This window comes from Curtobacterium sp. MCBD17_013 (assembly GCF_003234565.1).
In the GTDB taxonomy this organism is placed as follows: Bacteria; Actinomycetota; Actinomycetes; order Actinomycetales; family Microbacteriaceae; genus Curtobacterium.
Genome location: NZ_QKTU01000001.1, coordinates 475,642 through 493,812, shown reverse-complemented (window position 1 = coordinate 493,812; position 18,171 = coordinate 475,642). Strand labels below are relative to the sequence as shown.

21 protein-coding genes are annotated in these 18,171 nt (G+C 71.5%); 7 read left to right on the top strand and 14 right to left on the bottom strand.

Annotated features, from left to right (window positions below; genetic code table 11):
- Position 1: 1 nt before the first annotated feature.
- From DEI81_RS02155 to DEI81_RS02105, 11 genes are all read right to left on the bottom strand, one after another.
- Positions 2-664 (bottom strand): hypothetical protein, encoded by a 663-nt coding sequence (locus DEI81_RS02155; protein WP_111008833.1) that lies wholly within the window; start codon positions 662-664, stop codon positions 2-4.
- The gene (gene fliG / locus DEI81_RS02150; RefSeq protein WP_258368435.1) at positions 657-1,712 is read right to left on the bottom strand and encodes a flagellar motor switch protein FliG; all 1,056 of its coding nucleotides are present in this window, start codon (positions 1,710-1,712) and stop codon (positions 657-659) included. Before fliG ends, DEI81_RS02155 begins: the two co-directional genes overlap by 8 nt.
- Positions 1,709-3,403 (bottom strand): flagellar basal-body MS-ring/collar protein FliF, encoded by a 1,695-nt coding sequence (fliF, locus tag DEI81_RS02145; protein WP_111008832.1) that lies wholly within the window; start codon positions 3,401-3,403, stop codon positions 1,709-1,711. Before fliF ends, fliG begins: the two co-directional genes overlap by 4 nt.
- Complete coding sequence (fliE, locus tag DEI81_RS02140) at positions 3,403-3,732, bottom strand: flagellar hook-basal body complex protein FliE (RefSeq protein WP_111008831.1); 330 nt, start codon at positions 3,730-3,732, stop codon at positions 3,403-3,405. Before fliE ends, fliF begins: the two co-directional genes overlap by 1 nt.
- Positions 3,732-4,127 (bottom strand): flagellar basal body rod protein FlgC, encoded by a 396-nt coding sequence (locus DEI81_RS02135; RefSeq protein ID WP_111008830.1) that lies wholly within the window; start codon positions 4,125-4,127, stop codon positions 3,732-3,734. The genes fliE and DEI81_RS02135 overlap by 1 nt, the downstream gene beginning before the upstream one ends.
- Positions 4,124-4,468, bottom strand: coding sequence for a flagellar basal body protein (locus DEI81_RS02130; RefSeq protein WP_111008963.1), 345 nt, complete (start codon positions 4,466-4,468; stop codon positions 4,124-4,126). Before DEI81_RS02130 ends, DEI81_RS02135 begins: the two co-directional genes overlap by 4 nt.
- 146 nt (positions 4,469-4,614) lie before the next feature.
- Positions 4,615-4,908, bottom strand: coding sequence for a hypothetical protein (locus DEI81_RS02125; RefSeq protein ID WP_111008829.1), 294 nt, complete (start codon positions 4,906-4,908; stop codon positions 4,615-4,617).
- Between the two features lie 46 nt (positions 4,909-4,954).
- On the bottom strand, positions 4,955-5,434 hold the full coding sequence (fliS, locus tag DEI81_RS02120; RefSeq protein ID WP_111008828.1) for a flagellar export chaperone FliS: 480 nt from the start codon (positions 5,432-5,434) through the stop codon (positions 4,955-4,957).
- Positions 5,435-5,438: 4 nt separating this feature from the next.
- Entirely contained in the window at positions 5,439-6,878 is a 1,440-nt protein-coding gene (fliD, locus tag DEI81_RS02115; RefSeq protein WP_258368434.1) for a flagellar filament capping protein FliD, read from the bottom strand.
- Between the two features lie 88 nt (positions 6,879-6,966).
- Positions 6,967-8,163 carry a flagellin gene (locus DEI81_RS02110; protein ID WP_111008827.1) on the bottom strand — a complete coding sequence of 399 codons (1,197 nt, stop codon included), beginning with the start codon at positions 8,161-8,163 and terminating at the stop codon, positions 6,967-6,969.
- A gap of 135 nt (positions 8,164-8,298) precedes the next feature.
- Positions 8,299-9,120 (bottom strand): sigma-70 family RNA polymerase sigma factor, encoded by an 822-nt coding sequence (locus tag DEI81_RS02105; protein ID WP_111008826.1) that lies wholly within the window; start codon positions 9,118-9,120, stop codon positions 8,299-8,301.
- A gap of 303 nt (positions 9,121-9,423) precedes the next feature.
- On the opposite strand from DEI81_RS02105, the gene DEI81_RS02100 reads away from it, so the two are divergent.
- The 5 genes from DEI81_RS02100 (at position 9,424) to DEI81_RS02080 (ending at position 14,193) form a co-directional block, all read left to right on the top strand.
- A complete protein-coding gene (locus DEI81_RS02100; protein ID WP_111008825.1) occupies positions 9,424-9,912 on the top strand; it encodes a flagellar protein FlgN in 489 nt (162 codons plus the stop codon).
- A gap of 2 nt (positions 9,913-9,914) precedes the next feature.
- Positions 9,915-11,345 carry a flagellar hook-associated protein FlgK gene (gene flgK, locus DEI81_RS02095; RefSeq protein ID WP_111008824.1) on the top strand — a complete coding sequence of 477 codons (1,431 nt, stop codon included), beginning with the start codon at positions 9,915-9,917 and terminating at the stop codon, positions 11,343-11,345.
- A 5-nt stretch (positions 11,346-11,350) separates the two neighbouring features.
- Positions 11,351-12,244 carry a flagellar hook-associated protein FlgL gene (gene flgL / locus DEI81_RS02090; RefSeq protein WP_111008823.1) on the top strand — a complete coding sequence of 298 codons (894 nt, stop codon included), beginning with the start codon at positions 11,351-11,353 and terminating at the stop codon, positions 12,242-12,244.
- On the top strand, positions 12,241-12,633 hold the full coding sequence (locus DEI81_RS02085; RefSeq protein ID WP_111008822.1) for a flagellar assembly protein FliW: 393 nt from the start codon (positions 12,241-12,243) through the stop codon (positions 12,631-12,633). The genes flgL and DEI81_RS02085 overlap by 4 nt, the downstream gene beginning before the upstream one ends.
- A gap of 615 nt (positions 12,634-13,248) precedes the next feature.
- Positions 13,249-14,193, top strand: a complete 945-nt coding sequence (locus DEI81_RS02080) for a hypothetical protein (RefSeq protein WP_181435292.1) — start codon at positions 13,249-13,251, stop codon at positions 14,191-14,193.
- Between the two features lie 40 nt (positions 14,194-14,233).
- On the opposite strand, the gene DEI81_RS02075 is transcribed toward DEI81_RS02080, so the two are convergent.
- The 3 genes from DEI81_RS02075 to DEI81_RS02065 all read right to left on the bottom strand — a co-directional run bounded on the left by DEI81_RS02075 (position 14,234) and on the right by DEI81_RS02065 (position 16,641).
- The gene (locus tag DEI81_RS02075) at positions 14,234-15,202 is read right to left on the bottom strand and encodes a beta-ketoacyl-ACP synthase 3 (protein ID WP_111008821.1); all 969 of its coding nucleotides are present in this window, start codon (positions 15,200-15,202) and stop codon (positions 14,234-14,236) included.
- A gap of 87 nt (positions 15,203-15,289) precedes the next feature.
- Positions 15,290-15,682, bottom strand: a complete 393-nt coding sequence (locus tag DEI81_RS02070; protein ID WP_111008820.1) for a ChaB family protein — start codon at positions 15,680-15,682, stop codon at positions 15,290-15,292.
- 107 nt (positions 15,683-15,789) lie between these two features.
- On the bottom strand, positions 15,790-16,641 hold the full coding sequence (locus DEI81_RS02065) for an SDR family oxidoreductase (RefSeq protein WP_111008819.1): 852 nt from the start codon (positions 16,639-16,641) through the stop codon (positions 15,790-15,792).
- 120 nt (positions 16,642-16,761) lie between these two features.
- On the opposite strand from DEI81_RS02065, the gene DEI81_RS02060 reads away from it, so the two are divergent.
- Together DEI81_RS02060 and DEI81_RS02055 are read left to right on the top strand one after the other, a co-directional pair.
- Positions 16,762-17,733, top strand: coding sequence for an aldo/keto reductase (locus DEI81_RS02060; RefSeq protein WP_111008818.1), 972 nt, complete (start codon positions 16,762-16,764; stop codon positions 17,731-17,733).
- Between the two features lie 55 nt (positions 17,734-17,788).
- On the top strand, positions 17,789-18,112 hold the full coding sequence (locus tag DEI81_RS02055) for a hypothetical protein (protein WP_111008817.1): 324 nt from the start codon (positions 17,789-17,791) through the stop codon (positions 18,110-18,112).
- Positions 18,113-18,171 lie beyond the last annotated feature (59 nt).

Sequence of the window (18,171 nt, the reverse complement as noted above, 5' to 3'; positions counted from 1 at the left end):
CTCACGAGGCGGTCCCGTCGTCCGGCGCGAGGTCGAGCGCGGCACGCACGCGGGCGAACGCCGTGGTGATGCGCGCGTCGAGGATCCCGGAGGGCAGGTCGACCACGGCGTCGCCGTCGCGCAATGCCAGGTCCGCGACGACGGGGACCGGCAGAGCGGCCCCTGCGACGGCGGCGGCGTCCGCCGGGCTGAGGCGCACCGCCAGCGCGACGTCGGTGTCGAGGGACGCGAGCACGCGTCGGACGGTCGCGAGCGCGCCGGACGGGTGCTGCGCCTCCCGGCCGTCGGTGGGCACCGCCCGGGAGGCCCGGATCTCGTGTCCGACGACGGCTTCGGCGAGCTCCACGGCGGTGGTGACCACGGTCTCCTCGGCCTCGTGCAGCACCGGGACCACGCGTGCCACGAGCGCGCGCGTCGCGGTCTCGAGCGCGGCCACGGCGGCGGCCGTCCGCGCCTCGAGCGCTGCGGTGCGGGCCACGTGCTCGGCCTCGAGCTCAGCCCGCCGCACCGACGCCTCGGCCTCGGCGGCGCGCAGGCCCGCCGCGTAGCCCGCGGCGTGACCGCGCACGTCGGCCTGCGCCTTCCGACGCTCCTCGGCCGGGGCCGCGATCGAGGGATAGGCGATCCGGGTGAACGTGGCAGCGCTCGTGTCGACGTCACTCAACGAAGTCGTCCTCCTCGGCGCGGTGCACCGTGATGACGCCCTGGGCCTCGAGCTCGCGGATGGAACGGACCACCTCGGCACGTGCTTCCTCGACCTGCGACATGCGGACCGGCCCCATCGACTGCACCTCGTCGTCGAGCAGGTCACGGTTGCGCTCGGACACGTTCGCGCGGATGGTCTCGACGACCGCCTGCTGCGCGCCCTTCATCGCCGTCGCGAGCACCTTCGAGTCGATGCCGCGGAGCACCTGCTGGATGTCCCGCGCCTCGAGCTTGACGATGTCGGCGAACGTGAGCATGCGCGACCGGATGTCCTCGGCGAGCTCCGGGTCGCGCGACTCGAGGCTGTCGAGCAGGGCCCGCTCGGTCGACACGTCCGACCGGTTGATGATCTCGACGAGGGGCGCGATGCCGCCGACGACCTCGACGCTCTCGCGGGGAGCGACGACGGCGCCGGCGCGACCGCGGAGCGTCGCGGCCACGATCCCGACGGCCTCCGGGGTCGCCGTGCCCATGGTCGCGAACGCCTGCGCGACGTCGGTCCGCGCGGCCTCGTCGATGCCGGCGAGCACCGCGGACGCCTGCCCGGCGCTGAGGTGCGCGAGCACGAGCGCGATCGTCTGCGGCAGCTCGCCGTCGAGCAGCGTGACGACCTGCCCGGGCTCGGCCTCGTCGAGGAACTCGAACGACGCCCCGGCCATCGTCGACGCCAGGCGTTCCATGACACCCGCGGCCCGCTCGGAGCCGAACGACGCCTCGAGCAGTCCGAGCGCGGCGTCCTTGCCCCCGCGGCGGGTGACCCGGCCGGTCGTGCTGATGCGGTGGAACTCGGCGATCGCGCGGTCCGCCACCGTCTGGTCGACGCGGCGCATCCGGACGATCTCGGCCGTGATCTCCTCGGCTTCGAGCTCCGAGAACTGCTTCATGACCTTCGCGGCGCTGGCCGTGTCCATCTGCATGAGGATGACCGCGACCTTCTGCGCGCCGGTGAGCTGTTGCGTCCCGGCCGTCGGGGCCCCGCTGCTCGGGGTCGTCAGCGGCGTGCTCACACCGAGGTCCTGTCGTCGAGCAGCCCGCGGAGCAGGTCGGCGGTCTTCTCCGGATCACGCTCGGCGAGGGCGGCGATGTCCGCCCGCCGGCGCTCCGCCGTGACGTCCTCGCTCGAGAGCACCTCGGTCGGGGCGTCTCCGGTGGGCGCCTCACCGAGCGTCGGCAGCGCGATGGTCGGTGCGTCCGCCGCGGCGAGCGACGCACGCGGGTCCGCACCGTCGAGCGCGATCGGCAGCTCGTACGCGTCGGAGAACGCGTCGAGCTCGCCGAGGTCGACGTCCTCGCGTTCGGCGCGCCGACCCCGGCGGGCCATCATGACGAGCACGGCGACGATCGCGAGCACGACACCGCCCACGATGGCCGCGGTGCGGATGGTGGACCACATCGCGGTCGCGGCGGCCTGGGCGTCGGCGGCCTTGAGCGCGGCGGCGGCCTGCTTGGCCGCGTCGTTGTTGAAGTCGACGACCGCGACCTTCACCTGGTCGCCGCGGGTCTGGTCGACACCGGCGGCGTTGGCCACGAGGTCGTCGATGCTCTGCAGGTTGACGCCCTTGGCGGCCTTGCTGTTGAGCGCGACCGAGATCGTCTGCCGGTTGAGCGCACCGGCCGGGATCGTGGTGGTCTCGGTCGTCTTGTCGACGGCGTTGTCCTTGGTCGACGACTCGTTCGTGTAACCGTTGCCCGAGCCGCTGGACCCACTCGATCCACTCGTGCCGCTCGTCGAACTGCCGCTCGGCACGGCGATGTTGTCCGGGCCGAGGACACCGGTCGCTCCGGATCCGCCGGCGCCGGAGCCGTCGTAGCTCTCGGTCGAGCTGGACTCGTTGAGCGCGACGGGGCCGCTCGTGGGCTGGGCGAACGACTCGGTGGTGCGCGTCCCGGAGTTCGGGTCCATGGTCGCCGCGACGACGACCGAGGAGTTGCCGGCGCCGACCACCTTGTCGAGCAGTGCCTGGACCTGCTGGCCGACGCGGGTGTCGTAGTCGCTCGCCTGGTCGTCGGACCCGCCGGTGGTGCCGGTGCCGACGGCCGAGAGCACGTCGCCCTTCGCGTCGACGACCGAGACGTCGGTCGGCTGCATGCCCTCGACCGCGGCGCTCGTCAGGTGGACGATCGCCTGGACCTGCTCGGTGCTCAGCGTCTGGCCGGCCTTCGGCTCGACGAACACCGACGCGGTCGGGTCCTTGGTCTCCGAGACGAACACGCTCTTCTCGGGGATCGCGAGCTGCACGGACGCCGTCTGCACGCCGTCCATGGCGCTGATCGTCTTGGCGAGCTCGCCCTCGATCGCGCGCTTGTAGGTGACGTTCTGCTGGAACTCCGACGCCGTGACGCCCATCTTGTCGAGCAGTGCGTACCCACCCTCGTTCGACGACGGCAGTCCGTTCGAGGCCGCCTTGAGGCGTTCCTGGTACACGTCGCCCTGGGGCACGAGGATGGTCGCCCCGCCGTCGGTGAGCTGGTACGGCACGTTGTCCGTCGTCAGCTGGTCGGTGATCGAGCTCGCGTCGGTGGCGGCGAGGCCGGTGAACAGCGGCGCGTACGAGGGCTTCGAGAGCCAGCTCGTCAGGGCGATCGCGCCGAGCACGACGGCCGCGATCCCGATGACCGCGATGGTGCGCTGCGCGACACTGAACCCCTTGAGGGTCGCGCCGAGCCGCGCGAACGCGTTGCGGAGTGCGAGCGGCATCAGGCCTGCATCCTCATGATCTCGTTGAAGGCGTCGACGCCCTTGTTCCGCACGGCGGAGACGAGTTCGAGCGTCACCTGCGCGCGGGTGGCGGCGATGGTCGCGTCGTGGATGTCGTCGAGGTTCCCGGTCACGGCCTTGACGGCGAGCGTGTTCGATTGGCTCTCGAGCGACTGGAGGCCGTCCACCGCGTTGCCGAGACTCGTGGCGAACGACCCGTCGGCGCCGGTCGTGGGCTCGGCGGTGGTGGCGGGCGTGGTGGCCTGCGAGGTGCCGAACACGCCGGAGAGCGCGTTCGTGGTGACCCCGTTGACGGCGTCGATGGGCATCAGTTCTTCCCGATCTGGAGTGCCGCCTCGTAGGCGGTCTTGGCACGGTCGACCACGGCGGCGTTCGCCTGGTAGCCGCGCTGGGCCATGATGAGGTCCGCCATCTGCGTCCCGAGGTCGATGTCCGGCATCCGGACGTACCCCTCCTTGTTCGCGAGCGGGTTGTCCGGGTCGTAGGTCACGCGGCCGGCGGCACTGCCGAACGCCGCGCCCTCCACGTAGGCGCCGGAGACGCCGTCGCCCTCCTGGACCTCGACGTACCGGGCCTGGAACGCCGAGTCGTCCATGGACTTGACCGTGTTGACGTTCGCGATGTTGTCCGAGATCGCGTCGAGCCACTTCCGGTGCACCGTGAGGCCGGTGCTCGCGATGCCGATCGCGTCGAACGTGGTCACGAGTCGGTCCGCATCGCCGCGCGGACCGCCGTGAGCTCCGCGTTCATCGCCTGTGACGCGAACTGGTACCGCAGGGTCGTGTCGACGTTCGACAGCGTCTCCTCGTCGAGGTCGACGTTGTTGCCGTTCGTGTTCGTCGGCTCGAGGCTCCGCGCGATGGTCGGCGTCGTGCTGCCGTTCCCGTCCGCGACGGACTGGGCGAGCGCGTCCTCGAACTGCACCTTCTCGGCGTGGTAGTTCGGCGTGTTGATGTTCGCGACGTTGTTCGCGATCACCTTCTGCCGGAGCGAGAGACCGTCGAGCGCGCTCTGCAGCGCCGAGGTCGACACGGAGTCGAGCATGACCAGCCGTTCCACGAGGACGGCGACCACGAGGGGTCGCCGGTGGCGGAGGCCGATCCGTGGCCGAGGACGAGCGATCCGTGCTCGAGAGGGGCTATCGGCGCACCGCCCGGGCCACGTAAGCGGTCGCCCCGAACGGGGGTCGGTCAGCCCGTGACGTCGAGGTACCGAGCCGGTTCCGGCGCCCGCGACGACGCGACGGACCGCAGCGCGCCCAGATGCGCGGCGACGTCCCTCCTGGCCGCGTCGACGCGCGCGACGGCGTCCCGCTGCGCTGCGAGCAGCCGGGAGGCCCGACCCACGAGCTCGCGCGGGATCCGTCCCAGTCCGGTCGGCGGGGTCCACGCCGGGACCGCGACGCCGACGGCGTCGGCGCGGGCGACCGCGACCTCGAGGTCGGTGAGGACGCGGTGCCACGCCGAGTGCGCGTCCACGGTCACTGCGTCGCCGCGATCCTGACCGGACTGCTCGCCGGGCGTCGACCACTCAGGCGACACCGAGTGCTCCCCCGGTCCCGGTCGCCGTCGCCGACGCGGGCAACGCCGCGGCGGCGTCGTGCCACGCGGCACGGAGCGGCTCGAGCAGACGGATGCACTGCCGTGTCGCGTCGACGTCGTGGTGCACGTTCGCGGTGATCAGCGCGGTCGACGCGTAGTTGTAGATGGCGAGCAGCCCCTCCCCGCCGTCCCACACGTCGATGCGGAGCGACGTGGACAGCTCCCCCACGATCGCCTGCGCGTGCATGAGCTGCTCCCGAGCGGTCGACCAGTCGGCGGTGGTCTGCGCCTGCTCGGCGCGGTGCAGGTCGAGGAGCAGCCGGTCGTAGAGCATCGTGACGAGCTGGGCCGGGGTCGCGGACAGCACCGACTGGGTCGCGTACTGCGCGCGGCGACGGTCGTCAGCGGCGGTGCCCTCGGCGGCGGCGCGACGGAACGCGGCGGCGGAGGCGAGGTCGAAGGCGTTCATCGGGTCACTTGCTCGACGACGAGTACGAGGGCAGCGACGAGATCTGGCTCGTGAGCCAGGTCGACTGCGACTTCAGGGTGGACAGGTTCGTCTCGAGGTTCGTGTACTCCTCCTGCAGCGTCGCACGGCGGTCCGCGAGCCGCGTGTCCCAGTCGCTGATCTGCTGGTTGAGGTCCGTGACCACGGACTGCTGCCCCGTGATCGCGGTCGTGATCGAACCGCTGTACTTGTCGGACGCACCGTTCGCGACGTTCGCGACGTTCTGCGCCAGGCCCGAGAGGATCTTCTGCGTGCCGGCGGGGTCCGTCGCGAGCGCGGCCTGGAACGCGTCGGAGTCGAAGGTGAAGTCGCCGTCCTTCGTGATCTCGATGCCGATCGAGGACGGGGACTGCCCGTTCACCGGTGTCGACATCGCGCTCGTGATCTGCTGCACGGCGTCCCGCGTCGTCGCGTCGCCGAGGAGCACGCCCGCGGTCGTGGACTGCGAGCCGTCGGTGGCGCTCGTCGACGTCGACACGCTCGTGTTCGAGGAGTAGTAGCTCGTGATCGCGTTGAGCGCGTCGACCAGGCCGGACGCGACGGCGGTGGCCTTCGTCGTGTCCTGGGCGACGGTGACCGTGACCGGCGCCGCGGACACCGCCGACACGTTCACGGTGAGTCCGGGCACGAGGTCGGTGAACGTGTTCGTCGAGCTCGTGATCGTCTGCGCGGCCGCGGTGCCCGCCCACAGCGTGACCGAGGCGTCGGACGCCTGCTGCACGACGGCGGCACCGGACTCGGTGAGGACGTTCGTCGCGGTCCCCGCGTCGACGTCGCTGCCCGAGCCGCGGTAGAGGGTGAACGCGCCCGCCGACCCCGAGGCCGTCGCGGTGAGCTGGAGCCGGTACTGCTTCGTGCCGTCGGCTGTCGTGCCCGCGGCGACCTTCGTCGCGGTGACGCCGGCGCCTGCCTTGTTGATCGCGCTGACGACGTCGTCGAGCGAGCCGGAGGCGGGGCTGATCTCGGTCTTCGCACCGCTCGCGGAGACGAGTGTGAGCGTCGGCGCGCTGCTCGACCACGTCGTCATCGCGGCGGTGACACCGACCTGCGCTGCGGCGGTGCTCCCGACCGTGAAGCTGACGCTCCCGGCGGCCGCGGTGCTCGACACGCTCGCGGTGACCGCGGAGGACGAGCTCGACGCGGTGAGGAGGTTGAGGGAGGTGCTCGTGGCGGCGGCCGTGGCCTTCGTCGCCATCGTCGCGAACAGGCCGTTGATCGTCTGCAGCGACGAGATGAACGCGCTCGTCGACGTGACCTTGTCCTGGAGCAGCGACTGCGGCAGCTGCTCGATCGACATGAGCGAGTTGATGATGCTCGTGGTGTCGAGGCCACTGGCGAGGCCGTCGATGCCGAGCGTGCCCGATGCCGACGTCGAGGTGGTCGTCAAGGCGGAGGTGGTGGACACCGTGGGGCTCCTTCCGGTCGTTCGACGGCAGCGACGCCGCCGCACGGATCACCCGAACGGATCCGTACGGCGGCGGCCGCCAGGGGTGTTACTTGAGCAGCGAGAGGACGCCCTGCGTGCTCTGGTTCGCCTGCGCGAGCATCGCCGTGCCGGCCTGGCTCAGGATGTTGTCGCGCGTGTAGTTGACCATCTCCTCCGCCATGTCGACGTCGGTGATCCGCGACTGCGCCGCGGTGAGGTTCTCCTTCGCCACGTTCGTCACGTTGATGGCGTGATCGAAGCGGTTCTGGACGGCACCGAGGTTCGAGCGGGCGGTCGACACGGCCGTGATCTGCGCGTCGATGGCACGGATTGCCGCCTGGGCGTGGTCCGCGGTGTCGAACTGCAGGCCCGTCGTGGACGAACCGGCGGCGCCCGTCAGGGTGCCGGTGGTGTCCGCCGTCCCGAGCGGGCTGACGGTGTCGACCGCACTGCCGTCGTTCGCGCGGACGTTGAAGCCGGTGGTCGCGCCGTTCACGTCCTTCACCGCGGTGGCGGTGAAGTTCTTCGAGAACGTGGCGTCACCGTTCAGCGAGGACACGAGATCGTCGACCGACGTGAACGTGCCGTCGGCGTTCGAGCCCGTGAGGGTGCCGGTCGTGACCTTGAGGTCCGACGAGGTGCCCTTGCCGGCCTCGAACGAGAGCGACTTGCCCTGGAAGGCGGTGTTGATGTTCGTGCCGCTCTTGATCGTGAACGCGGTGCCGTCGGACTGCGTCGCGCCGAGCGCGTCGACGACCTTGTTCACGTTGGCGCCGGACAGGTCGACCGAGATCTGGCTGTTGGCGTCACCGTTCGCGCCGACCTGGAACTTCAGCGTGCTGTTGCTGTTGAGCAGCGACGTGCCGTTGAAGTTCGTGGACGAGGCGATGCGGCTGAGCTCCGACTGGAGCGACGAGACCTCGGTCGTGATCGCGGTGCGCGAGTCGGCGTTGTTCGAGTCGTTGCCGGCCTGCACGGCGAGGTCACGCATGCGCTGGAGGATCGAGTGGACCTCGGTGAGGCCACCTTCAGCGGTCTGCACGACGGAGATGCCGTCCTGGGCGTTGCGGGCCGCGACCGTGAGGCCACCGACCTGCGACTTCAGGCCCTCGGAGATCGACAGACCGGCAGCGTCGTCGGCGGCCTTGTTGATCCGCAGACCGCTCGAGAGCTTCTCGAGCGAGTTCGACAGGTCGTTCTGGGTCGCGTTGAGGTTCCGGTACGTGTCGAGTGCCGAGAGGTTGGTGTTGATGGACATACCCATGGTGATTTCCTCCGTGAAATGTGGGTGTGGTGCGCCGGCCCGTCCATGGGCTGGCATCGAGGACTCTCGGCCGTGCGGCCGGAGCCGTTAGGAGACGGTGCGGACCGATTTCCGCGTGCCGTGCTCCCGACGTTCTCAACTCGCCGCGGCGGCAGTTCCGGCGAGGGGCTCGATCACGGCGCGGGCCATGCCGACCGCCGCGTTCGAGGCGACCCGTGCGAGGTAGGCGCTGCGTCGCGCGGCCGTCGTGCGGGAGCGCGGCTCGACGACGACGTCGTCGCTGTCGCCGTAGTGGGCGGTCAGGCCGTCGTGGAGCAGGCGCATCGCCTCGGACCGCTGCTGCGACACCGCCGAGTGGGTGATCCCGAGCTCCTCGGCGACCTCGGTGACGGTGCGGTCCCCGAAGTACACGGCCTCGACGATGAACCGCATGCGCTCCGGCAGAGCGGCGACGGCAGCGCGGAGGTAGCGGGTGCGCTCGGTGGCGAGGAGGTCGTCACCGGGCAGCGGGACCTCGGCCGCGAGCGAGTCGTGCACGGTCTCGTCGATCGTGGTGACCGTCCGGCCCGCGTCGGCGAGGGCGTCCGCCGCGGACTGGCGGTCGACCCCCATGGCGTCCGCGAGCTCCTGGACCGACACCGCGCGTCCGAGCTGCGCCGTCAGGGTGTCCTGCACGGCGAGCGTCTCCTTGATGCGCTTGCGCGTCCCACGGCTGGCCCAGTCGCCGGCGCGCATGTCGTCGGCGAACGCCCCGGTGATGCGCGTGCGGGCGTACGCACCGAACGGCACCCCGAGCGAGGGGTCGTACGCGTCTGCGGCGGTGACGAGCGCCAGGGCACCGACGGAGGCCATGTCGTCGCGCGACAGGTGGGTCGCACGGGCGCAGACCTCGGCGACGAGGTACCCCACCAGCGGGAGGTTCTCCACCACGAGTGCGTTCCGTGCCGTGCGGTCCATCCGGTGTCTCCCCCTCGATGATCGGTGCGGTCGCCCGCGGTGCAGTCATGAACCTATCGACGAGCTGAGGGGGACAGGAGACCTCCACCGGCCCCAGTCCGGGGGTTTCCTGGGCGCCCTGGGTCGGCATTTCGGGGGACAAGGCGGTTCCCGTCCCCCCGAAGTGGAGGCGCGGTGCCACTGGTGCCCCTCCGGGGGTTCGGCTAGTGCGCCCAGGTCGCTCCCACCGTCGCTCCTAACGGCGGCGGACGTGCGGACCGATAGTGCTCGTCGACGCAGCGAGCCGATCACCGGGAGGAGACCTTGGGCATGAACGAACTGTCCGCCGTGCTGTGGCGGGAACGCGAGCTCCTCGAGCTCCTCACCTTCAAGCTCGAGGAGGAGCAGCTGCTCCTGACCGCCGGACGCTCGCGGTGGGTCGACCACGCGAGCCGTGAGGTCGAACAGGTCCTCGAGCGGCTGCGCGCCGTCGGCCTCGAGCGCAGCGTCGAGAGCGCCGCCGTCGCCGAGCAGCTCGGCGCGCCGACCGACGCACCCCTCCGCGAGATCGTGTCGGCCGCCGCGCCGGAGGGGCCGTGGGGCGAGATCCTCGCTGCGCACCTCCGCGCGATGATCGAGCTGACCGCGCAGGTCGCCGCGCTGCGGGACGAGAACGAGCGGTTCCTCCGAGCGGCGGCGCGCGCCACGCAGGAGACGCTGGCCGGTGCGGTCGGCGAGGTCGCGACGTACGACGGCCGCGGGTCCGCCGACGCCGGCGCCGCCGGAGCGCACTTCTTCGACGGGAGCCTGTAGTCATGGTCAGCACCTTCGGATCGCTCGCAACCGCCTACTCCGGGCTCTCCGCCGCGCGTGCCGGACTCGACGTCGTGGGTCAGAACATCGCGAACGCGGGGACGACCGGGTACACCCGGCAGCGGATCACGCAGACGTCCATCCCGCCGGTCGCCGCGACCGGGCTCCTCACCGGTACGGTCGCGACCGCCGGCCAGGGCGTCTCCGTCGACGGCATCGCCCGACTCGCGACCATGACGCTCGACACGCAGGTCCGTGCCTCCGCGTCCGCCTCCGGGTACGCGTCGGCTCGCTCGTCCGCACTGTCCGACCTCGAGACGTCGTTGAACGAACCCGGGGCGAACGGACTGTCCAGCCAGCTGGACACGATGTGGTCGGCCTGGTCGGACCTCCAGAACAACCCCGGGGACACGGCGTCCGGCGGCGTCGTGCTCAGCTCGGCCACGCAGGTGGCGAGCACGCTGCGGACCGGATCCCAGGCGATCGACGCACAGTGGGCCTCCGCGCGGTCCGACGTCGGCGACGCGGTCGGGCAGCTCAACACCGCGGCGACCCAGGTCGCGGCGCTCAACGACCGCATCCGCACCACCGCCGCGGGGGGCGGCTCGACGAACGAGTTGATGGACCAACGCGACGTGCTCACCGAACAGATGGCGTCCCTGTCCGGCGCCACGGTGCGGGACAACGGCGACGGCACGGTCGACGTGGTCATCGGCGGGAACGCGATCGTCGACGGCACGTCCGCCCACGCCGTGGCCGTCACCGGCTCCGACACGCTACGCGGCGCCGCCGCCTCCCCGGTGACCCTGTCGTGGGTCGGCGGGTCCGGCTCGCCCGTCACACTCGACGGCGGCAGCATCGCCGGCACGCTCAGCGTCCTCGCGCCCGCGAACGCCGACGGCACCGGGGGCGCCCTCGCCGAGGCCTCCGCGGGGTACGACCGTGTCGCGACCGCGCTCGCCACGCAGGTGAACGCCGTGCACGAGACCGGGTACACCCCCGCGGGTGCCACCGGCACCGACTTCTTCGCGATCGCGGCCGGTGTCCCGGCCGCGCAGGGCCTCACCGTCGTCCCGACCGACGCCGCCGGCATCGCCGTCCGGACCGCGGACGGCTCGTACAGCGGCAGCATCGCGGACACCATCGGCCAGATCGGCTCCGCCGCGGACGCCCCCGACCGGACCTGGTCGGACGTCGTCACCGGCATCGGCACGACGTCGAAGACGGCCGCGACCCAGACCACCCTCACCGGACTCGCCGCGACGAGCGCCAAGACGCAGCAGCAGTCCGGGGCCGGCGTCGACCTCGACGAGGAGAACGTGAACCTGCTCACCTACCAGCACGCCTACCAGGGGGCCGCGCGCGTGCTCACCGCGGTCGACCAGATGCTCGACACCCTCATCAACCACGTCGGCGTCGTCGGGATCAGCTGATCGTCATGCTCACTCGTGTCACGACCCAGATGTCCATGGCGGCGGCGCAACAGCGTCTCCAGACCGGTGCCGCGCGGCTCGCGCAGCTGCAGGACCAGGCGTCGAGCCTGAAGAACATCACCGTCCCGTCGGACGACCCCAGCGGTACCGGCAAGTCGATCACCGTGCGGAGCGCCCAGGCCCAGAACGCGCAGTACTCCCGCAACGCCGACGACGGCGCCGGGTGGCTGGCCACGACCGACTCCGCGCTCGCGAGCGTGTACTCGGTCATGAACAAGGTCCGGGACCTCACCGTGCAGGGATCCAACAGCGGCACCATGAACGACACCGACCGGAACGCGATCGTCACCGAGCTCCAGGGACTCAAGCAGGACCTGCTCCAGGACGCCAACACGCAGTACGGCGGTCGGGCCGTCTTCGCCGGCAACACGGACGCGTCCGCCGCGTACGGCAGCGACTTCACCTACAACGGGTCGACCGACGGCACCGACGTCGGCGTGCAGCGCCGGATCGCGTCGGGGACGACCGTGCGCGTCGACACCGACGGCAGCGCCGTCTTCGGGACCGGGAGTGACTCGGTGTTCAGCCTCATCGACGACATCAGCAGCGACCTGCAGTCCGGTGCCGACGTCAGCGCGCGGATCAGTCAGGTCGACAGCCGGATCGCCGCCGTCCGTGGCGTCCAGGGCGACGTCGGCACCCGACACTCCTCGGTCATCACCGCGCAGTCGACGCTCGCGTCCCAGTCCACCGACCTCGAGGGACAGCGCTCCCAGATCGAGGACAAGGACGTCGCCAAGGCGATCCTCGACCTGCAGCTCCAGCAGACCAACTACCAGGCAGCCCTCGCCGTCACCGCGAAGACGCTGCAGCCGACCCTGATGGACTACCTCTCATGAACATCCCGCTGACGTTCACCGTCCCACCGTTCGGTCTCGAACCCCTGACGTCGTTCACCCTGCAGGAGGTCACCGGTGCCGAGGGGCTCTTCGCCCTCGCCGGGCACGGCACCACCGCTGCCAGCACCGAGGACCCACGCCTGTTCGTCCTCGACGCCGCCGTGCACCTGCCCGACTACGCGCCCGTCATCACCGAGGAGCAGACCGCGCTCCTCGACCTCCGCGACGCGGGCGAGGCGATGCTCCTCGTCGTCGCGAACCCCGCCGAGAGCGGCACAACGGTGAACCTGCTCGCGCCGGTCATCGTCAACGCCCGGACCGGCATCGGCGCGCAGCTCATCCTCGAGGGGCAGGACCACCCCCTCCGAGCGGTGCTCGCGCGCCGCTGACGCCGCCCCGCCGCTCCCGCTGGTTTCCCGACAGGTCAGCGGTCGTCCGACACGCACACCGTCACCGAAGACGCGTGCATCTGGTTCCCGCGCATACGACGACATCGCCGATGACGGACGACAGCGGGATCGTCACCAGGTGACGCACCACTCGCTTCCGACTGTGACGACACTCCTCCCCAGGTGATCCACGAGCAGGCCCGTCCCCAGTCCAGTGCTCCCGGTGCGTGGGCGCGCCCGGAGCTCCACGAGCATCACTGCATGCCGTCGACTCGTCACGCCCGCTCTGGTCGCGTCGCCGACAGCCGCCGGTGCCGCCACCGACCGGGAGGCCCACCTCGTTCCCGCCCGACCGGCAACCGCCGGGCGCGCACGGTCGGTGCGGGCCCCGTTCACGGATCCCCGGAGCGCACGACCGGCGTCCACGCCGCCAGCACGCGTCCAGGACGTCGACGCCGCCCGCGGGCCGAGCTGCCGACGCTCCCCCGCGCGGGCTTACCCCTCCGCCCCATCGCCGCCCCCACGCGCAGTCTGAAGCGGAAGAAGCGCGCAGGCAGGGCGGCCGGAACGCACCGGCCCCGGCACCCGCGAAACCGCCGAGCGTAGGGTGCACGAATGGTCAAACGAGGCACCCCGGGCGATCGAAACGCCATCGTCCCCCTTCCCGTCACGGTCCCGACCGACAACACCTCGGTCGAGGCGCAGACCGACGTACCCGGCCCGAGCGGCCTGGCGTCCACTCGCTGGTCGGCGACGCTCGACCGCGTGCTCAGCGTGCAACGCCCGGTGGTGGTCGCACACGTCGACCGGATCCGTCGGCGCCGCCCGGACGCCACACCGGCCGAGGTCATCGCGATCCTCGAGCGCCAGTACCTCACCGCCGTGTCGACGGGCGGCGCCGCGGTCGGAGCGAGCGCGGTGATCCCCGGGGTCGGGTTCGCGACGAGCCTCGGCCTCACGGGCGCGGAGACGGCGGCGTTCCTCGAGGCGAGCGCCCTGTTCGCCCAGTCGGTCACCGAGGTGCACGGCATCGCGGTGACCGACCCCGAACGAGCGCGGACGCTCGTGATGGCGATGATCCTCGGCGCGCCCGGTACCTCGCTCGTCAAGCAGCTCGCGGCCCAGGCCGGGGGTGGCCCGACGCGGACGGCGTTCTGGGGCGAACTCGTCACGTCGAGCCTGCCCCGCTCGGTCGTCAGCGGCATCGGAGGACGGCTCCGTGACTCGTTCGTCAAGCGTTTCCTGGCGCGGCAGGGGGCGAGCGTGCTCGGCCGCGCGGTGCCGTTCGGGATCGGCGCTGTCATCGGCGGCGTCGGGAACCACGCGCTCGGCCGCAAGGTGATCGACGGCTCGCGGACGGCGTTCGGCCCGCCGCCGGCACACTTCCCGCTCCCGGTGTCGCCGCGCCCCGAGCGGGCTCGACGCGGGCGCGACGTCGCCCCGGGCCTCGAGGCCGGGACCGCGCGGCGCCGGCAGCGCGCCCTGCCCTGGCGTCGTCCGGCCGACACGGACGACCTCTGGGCCGACCCAGACACGGGCACGGACACGCCCGCGTCGTAGCGAGCGGGCCGGGCGCGACACGGCCGCACCGACGGTGGACTCAGCCCCGCCGGACCGGCGTCCGGACGACCTGTCCGGCGTGCGCGAAGCCCCCGCCGAACCCGAACAGCAGCGCGGGCACGCCCTCGGGCAGTTCCCCGGCCGCCCACGCCTTCGACAACCCGAGCGGCACGCTCGCGGCCGAGGTGTTCCCGGACTCCTGCACGTCGGTGATCACGAACTTCGTGTCGCCCCCGAGCGCCTTGGCGAGCGGCTCGATGATCCGGAGGTTCGCCTGGTGGAACGCGAGCACCTGGATCTCGTCCATCGTCATCCCGGCCTTCTCGACGACGCGGCGCGCGTGCCCCTCCGCCTCGGTGATCGCCCAGCGGTAGATCGAGCGGCCTTCCTGCGAGAACCGTTGCGGGTCCCCGTCGACGAGCACGGCCTCGAGCAGGTGCGGGACGCTCCCCCAGGACACCGGGCCGATCTCCGCGGTGTCGCTGCGTTGGACGACGGCGGCTCCGGCTGCGTCGCCGATGAGGACGCACGTCGACCGGTCGGTCCAGTCGACGAGGCCGGAGATCTTCTCGGACGCGATCACGAGCGAGGTCGTGGCGCTGCCGAGCCGGATGGACTGGTCGGCGAGGGCGAGCGCGTACTCGAAGCCGGAGCAGGCGGTGTTGATGTCGATGGGCGCCGGGCCGGCAGTGAGTCCGAGCGCGACGGCGACGCGTCCGGCGGTGTACGGCGCGCGGTCGGTGGCGGAGGTCGACGCGACGAACACCTGGTCGATCTCGGCGGGGTCGATGCCTGCGTCGGCGATGGCGGCGCGGCCGGCCTCGATCGCCATGCTCGTGACGGTGTCGACCTCGGACGCGATGTGCCGCGTGCGGATCCCGGTTCGGGTCCGGATCCACTCGTCGTTCGTGTCGACGATCGCCGCGAGGTCGTCGTTCGTCATGATCCGGGCGGGCTGGTGGTGCCCGAGGCCGATGATGCGGCTGCCGGGCGTGTTCGCGTCGTTCACCGGATCGACGCTAGTCGACGCGCGCCCGGCGACCGTGCAGTGCGCACGACAACGAACCCGACCCCGTCTTGGGGCCCTCGTGCACGTTCACGAGCGGGCGTCGCGCGTCGCCTTCGCGTTGGCCTTCTTGATCGCGTCGACGAGTTCGTCCTTGGTCATCGACGATCGCCCGCTGACGTCGAGCCGCTTCGCCACGTCCATGAGGTGCTGCTTGGACGCGTTCGCGTCGACGCCCTGCTGGGTCTCACCGTCGTCACGACTCCCGGCTGCACCGGAGTCGGACGGACCGTTCTCCGCCTTGCGCTCCCAGTGGTCGCCGATCTTCTCGTACTCGTGCTTGACGGCGGCGAACGCGGTCCGGTGGGCGCGCTCCCCGGGGCCGTAGGTCTCGTTCGCCGAGTCGAGCGTCTTCGCGTAGATCTCCTGCGCGTGCTCATCCGAGCGCTGCAGGGTGCTCGGGATCTCGTCCTTCGCGGGCATGGTCACTCCTCTCGCTGGTCCAGTCGTACCCCACACGGCCGGGTGTCGGACGGGAGGCGCGGCACCGGTTTCGATGTCGCGCCTCCCGTCCGTCCCGTGGTCGCGGATCAGAGGATCGGCGTGCCGCCGGTGACGGCGATGCGGGCACCGGACACGTAGCTGCCGTCGTCACTGGCGAGGAGCACGTACACCGGGGCGAGTTCCGCGGGCTGGCCGGCGCGACCGAGCGGCGCCTGCGACCCGAACGACTCGACCTGCTCCTCGGGCATCGTCGACGGGATGAGCGGCGTCCAGATCGGCCCGGGCGCGACGCTGTTCACGCGGATGCCGCGCGACCCGACGAGCTGCGCGAGCGCAGCCGAGAAGTTCGCGATGCCGGCCTTCGTCACGTCGTAGGGCAGGAGCGTCGGCACGGGGTTGTCCGAGTTGACCGAGCTCGTGCCGATGATCGACGCGCCCGCCTCCATGTGCGGCAGGGCGGCCTTCGCGAGGTGGAAGTAGGCGCTGAGGTTCGTGGCGATGGTGTGGTCCCACTCCTCGTCGGGGATCTCCTCGAGCGTCTCGTGCGTCATCTGGAACGCGGCGTTGTTGACGAGTACGTCGAGCCCGCCGAACTCCTCGACCGCCGTCGCGATCACGGAGCGGCAGTACGCCGGGTCGGACAGGTCACCGGGGAACAGGACGGCCTTCCGGCCGGCGTCCTCGATCCAGTGCTTCGTGTCCTGGGCGTCCTCCTCCTCGTCCGGGAGGTAGCTGATGAGCACGTCGGCACCCTCGCGGGCGAACGCGATGGCCACGGCCTTGCCGATGCCGCTGTCGCCGCCCGTGATGACGGCACGCTTGCCGGTCATCTTGCCTGAGCCCTTGTACGACTGCTCGCCGTGGTCCGCCTTGGGGCCGAGCTCGGCTTCACTGCCGGGGGTGTCCTGCTGCTGCGGGGGCTGCTGCTGGTCGCTCATGTGGTCCTCTCCTGTCGTTGCTCCGTCGGCGTCCGTTGGTGATGCGTGGCGGACGCACGGCACCCAGGCTGGTCCGCTGCTCCTGGACCCGCGCTCAGCGGGAGGCGTAGACCCGGAGGCATGGAATACACACACCTCGGACGCACCGGCCTGTCCGTCTCCCGCGCCGTGCTCGGCACCATGAACTTCGGACCACAGACGAGCGAGGAGGACTCGTTCGCGATCATGGACCGCGCCCACGACCTCGGCGTCAACTTCTTCGACACCGCCAACGTGTACGGCTGGCAGAAGGGCGAGGGCGTCACCGAGCAGATCGTCGGCCGCTGGTTCGCGCAGGGCGGCGGCCGCCGCGAACGCACGGTCATCGCGACCAAGCTGTACGGCGACATGGGCGACTGGCCGAACGAGTCGAAGCTCTCGGCCCTGGCGATCCGTCGTCAGCTCGACGACTCGCTCCGCCGGCTGCAGACGGACCACGTCGACCTGTACCAGTTCCACCACATCGACCGGGCGACGCCCTGGGAGGAGATCTGGCAGGCGATGGAGGTCGCCGTCCAGCAGGGCAAGGTCCTGTACGCCGGGTCGAGCAACTTCGCCGGGTGGCACATCGCCCAGGCGCAGGAGGCCGCCGCGCGCCGGAACTTCGTCGGCCTCGTGAGCGAGCAGTCGATCTACAACCTGCTCGTCCGCGACGTCGAGCGCGAGACCCTGCCCGCCGCGCGCGCGTACGGCCTCGGGATGATCCCCTGGTCGCCGCTCCAGGGCGGTCTGCTCGGTGGCGTCATCGAGAAGACCGAGGAGGGCTCGCGCCGGCTCGAGGGTCGCGCGAAGGAGGCCCTCGAGGCGAACCGACCCGCGATCGAGCAGTACGAGGCGTTCGCGAAGGAGATCGGCCACGCGCCGGGCGAGCTCGCGCTCGCGTGGCTGCTCCACCAGCCGGGCGTGACCGCGCCGATCACCGGCCCGCGGACGATGCAGCAGCTCGAGTCGGCGGTGGCATCCGTGGACATCCACCTCGACCAGGCGGCGCTCGACCGCCTCGACGAGATCTTCCCGGGGCACAAGACGTCCCCGGAGGACTACGCCTGGTGACGACGGACGCGCCGGTCACCCATCCGGTGGCCGAGAACTCGGAGAGGACGACGACATGGTGAACGACCGCGGCGGGATGAACGAGGGTGCCGCGAGCGTGGGTGCGAGCCTGCAGCACGAGGCATCCGAGTCGGGCGACCGGCACATGGACCAGCACCCGGAGCAGATGGGTCGCGCCGAGGACGGCTCGTCCGGCCTCGACCGGGAGGACCGGGGCGAGCAGGAGCAGAGCGCCCTGGCCGCGCTCGGCGACGACGCGCGCGGCGGCGACGCGATGGTCGGCGCGGCCGATGCGGCCGGCGACGCGTCCTCGGGCACCCAGCAGGACGACCAGGAGGCACCGGGCGGCGACCGCGCGGACGGCGCCGACGTGCCGTGATGCCCTGACCCCGGGACCCCGGACCCGGGACGATCGAGGTCGCACGAGATGCCGCTCTG

Coding starts and splice junctions, on each gene's coding strand:
- fliF (WP_111008832.1), bottom strand. CDS start 3,403: ATGCCGCTCGCACTCCGCAACGCGTTCGCGCGGCTCGGCGCGACCCTC.
- fliE (WP_111008831.1), bottom strand. CDS start 3,732: ATGCCCATCGACGCCGTCAACGGGGTCACCACGAACGCGCTCTCCGGC.
- DEI81_RS02130 (WP_111008963.1), bottom strand. CDS start 4,468: ATGCTCGACTCCGTGTCGACCTCGGCGCTGCAGAGCGCGCTCGACGGT.
- fliS (WP_111008828.1), bottom strand. CDS start 5,434: ATGAACGCCTTCGACCTCGCCTCCGCCGCCGCGTTCCGTCGCGCCGCC.
- DEI81_RS02110 (WP_111008827.1), bottom strand. CDS start 8,163: ATGGGTATGTCCATCAACACCAACCTCTCGGCACTCGACACGTACCGG.
- DEI81_RS02105 (WP_111008826.1), bottom strand. CDS start 9,120: ATGGACCGCACGGCACGGAACGCACTCGTGGTGGAGAACCTCCCGCTG.
- flgK (WP_111008824.1), top strand. CDS start 9,915: ATGGTCAGCACCTTCGGATCGCTCGCAACCGCCTACTCCGGGCTCTCC.
- flgL (WP_111008823.1), top strand. CDS start 11,351: ATGCTCACTCGTGTCACGACCCAGATGTCCATGGCGGCGGCGCAACAG.
- DEI81_RS02085 (WP_111008822.1), top strand. CDS start 12,241: ATGAACATCCCGCTGACGTTCACCGTCCCACCGTTCGGTCTCGAACCC.
- DEI81_RS02080 (WP_181435292.1), top strand. CDS start 13,249: ATGGTCAAACGAGGCACCCCGGGCGATCGAAACGCCATCGTCCCCCTT.
- DEI81_RS02070 (WP_111008820.1), bottom strand. CDS start 15,682: ATGCCCGCGAAGGACGAGATCCCGAGCACCCTGCAGCGCTCGGATGAG.
- DEI81_RS02065 (WP_111008819.1), bottom strand. CDS start 16,641: ATGAGCGACCAGCAGCAGCCCCCGCAGCAGCAGGACACCCCCGGCAGT.
- DEI81_RS02060 (WP_111008818.1), top strand. CDS start 16,762: ATGGAATACACACACCTCGGACGCACCGGCCTGTCCGTCTCCCGCGCC.
- DEI81_RS02055 (WP_111008817.1), top strand. CDS start 17,789: ATGGTGAACGACCGCGGCGGGATGAACGAGGGTGCCGCGAGCGTGGGT.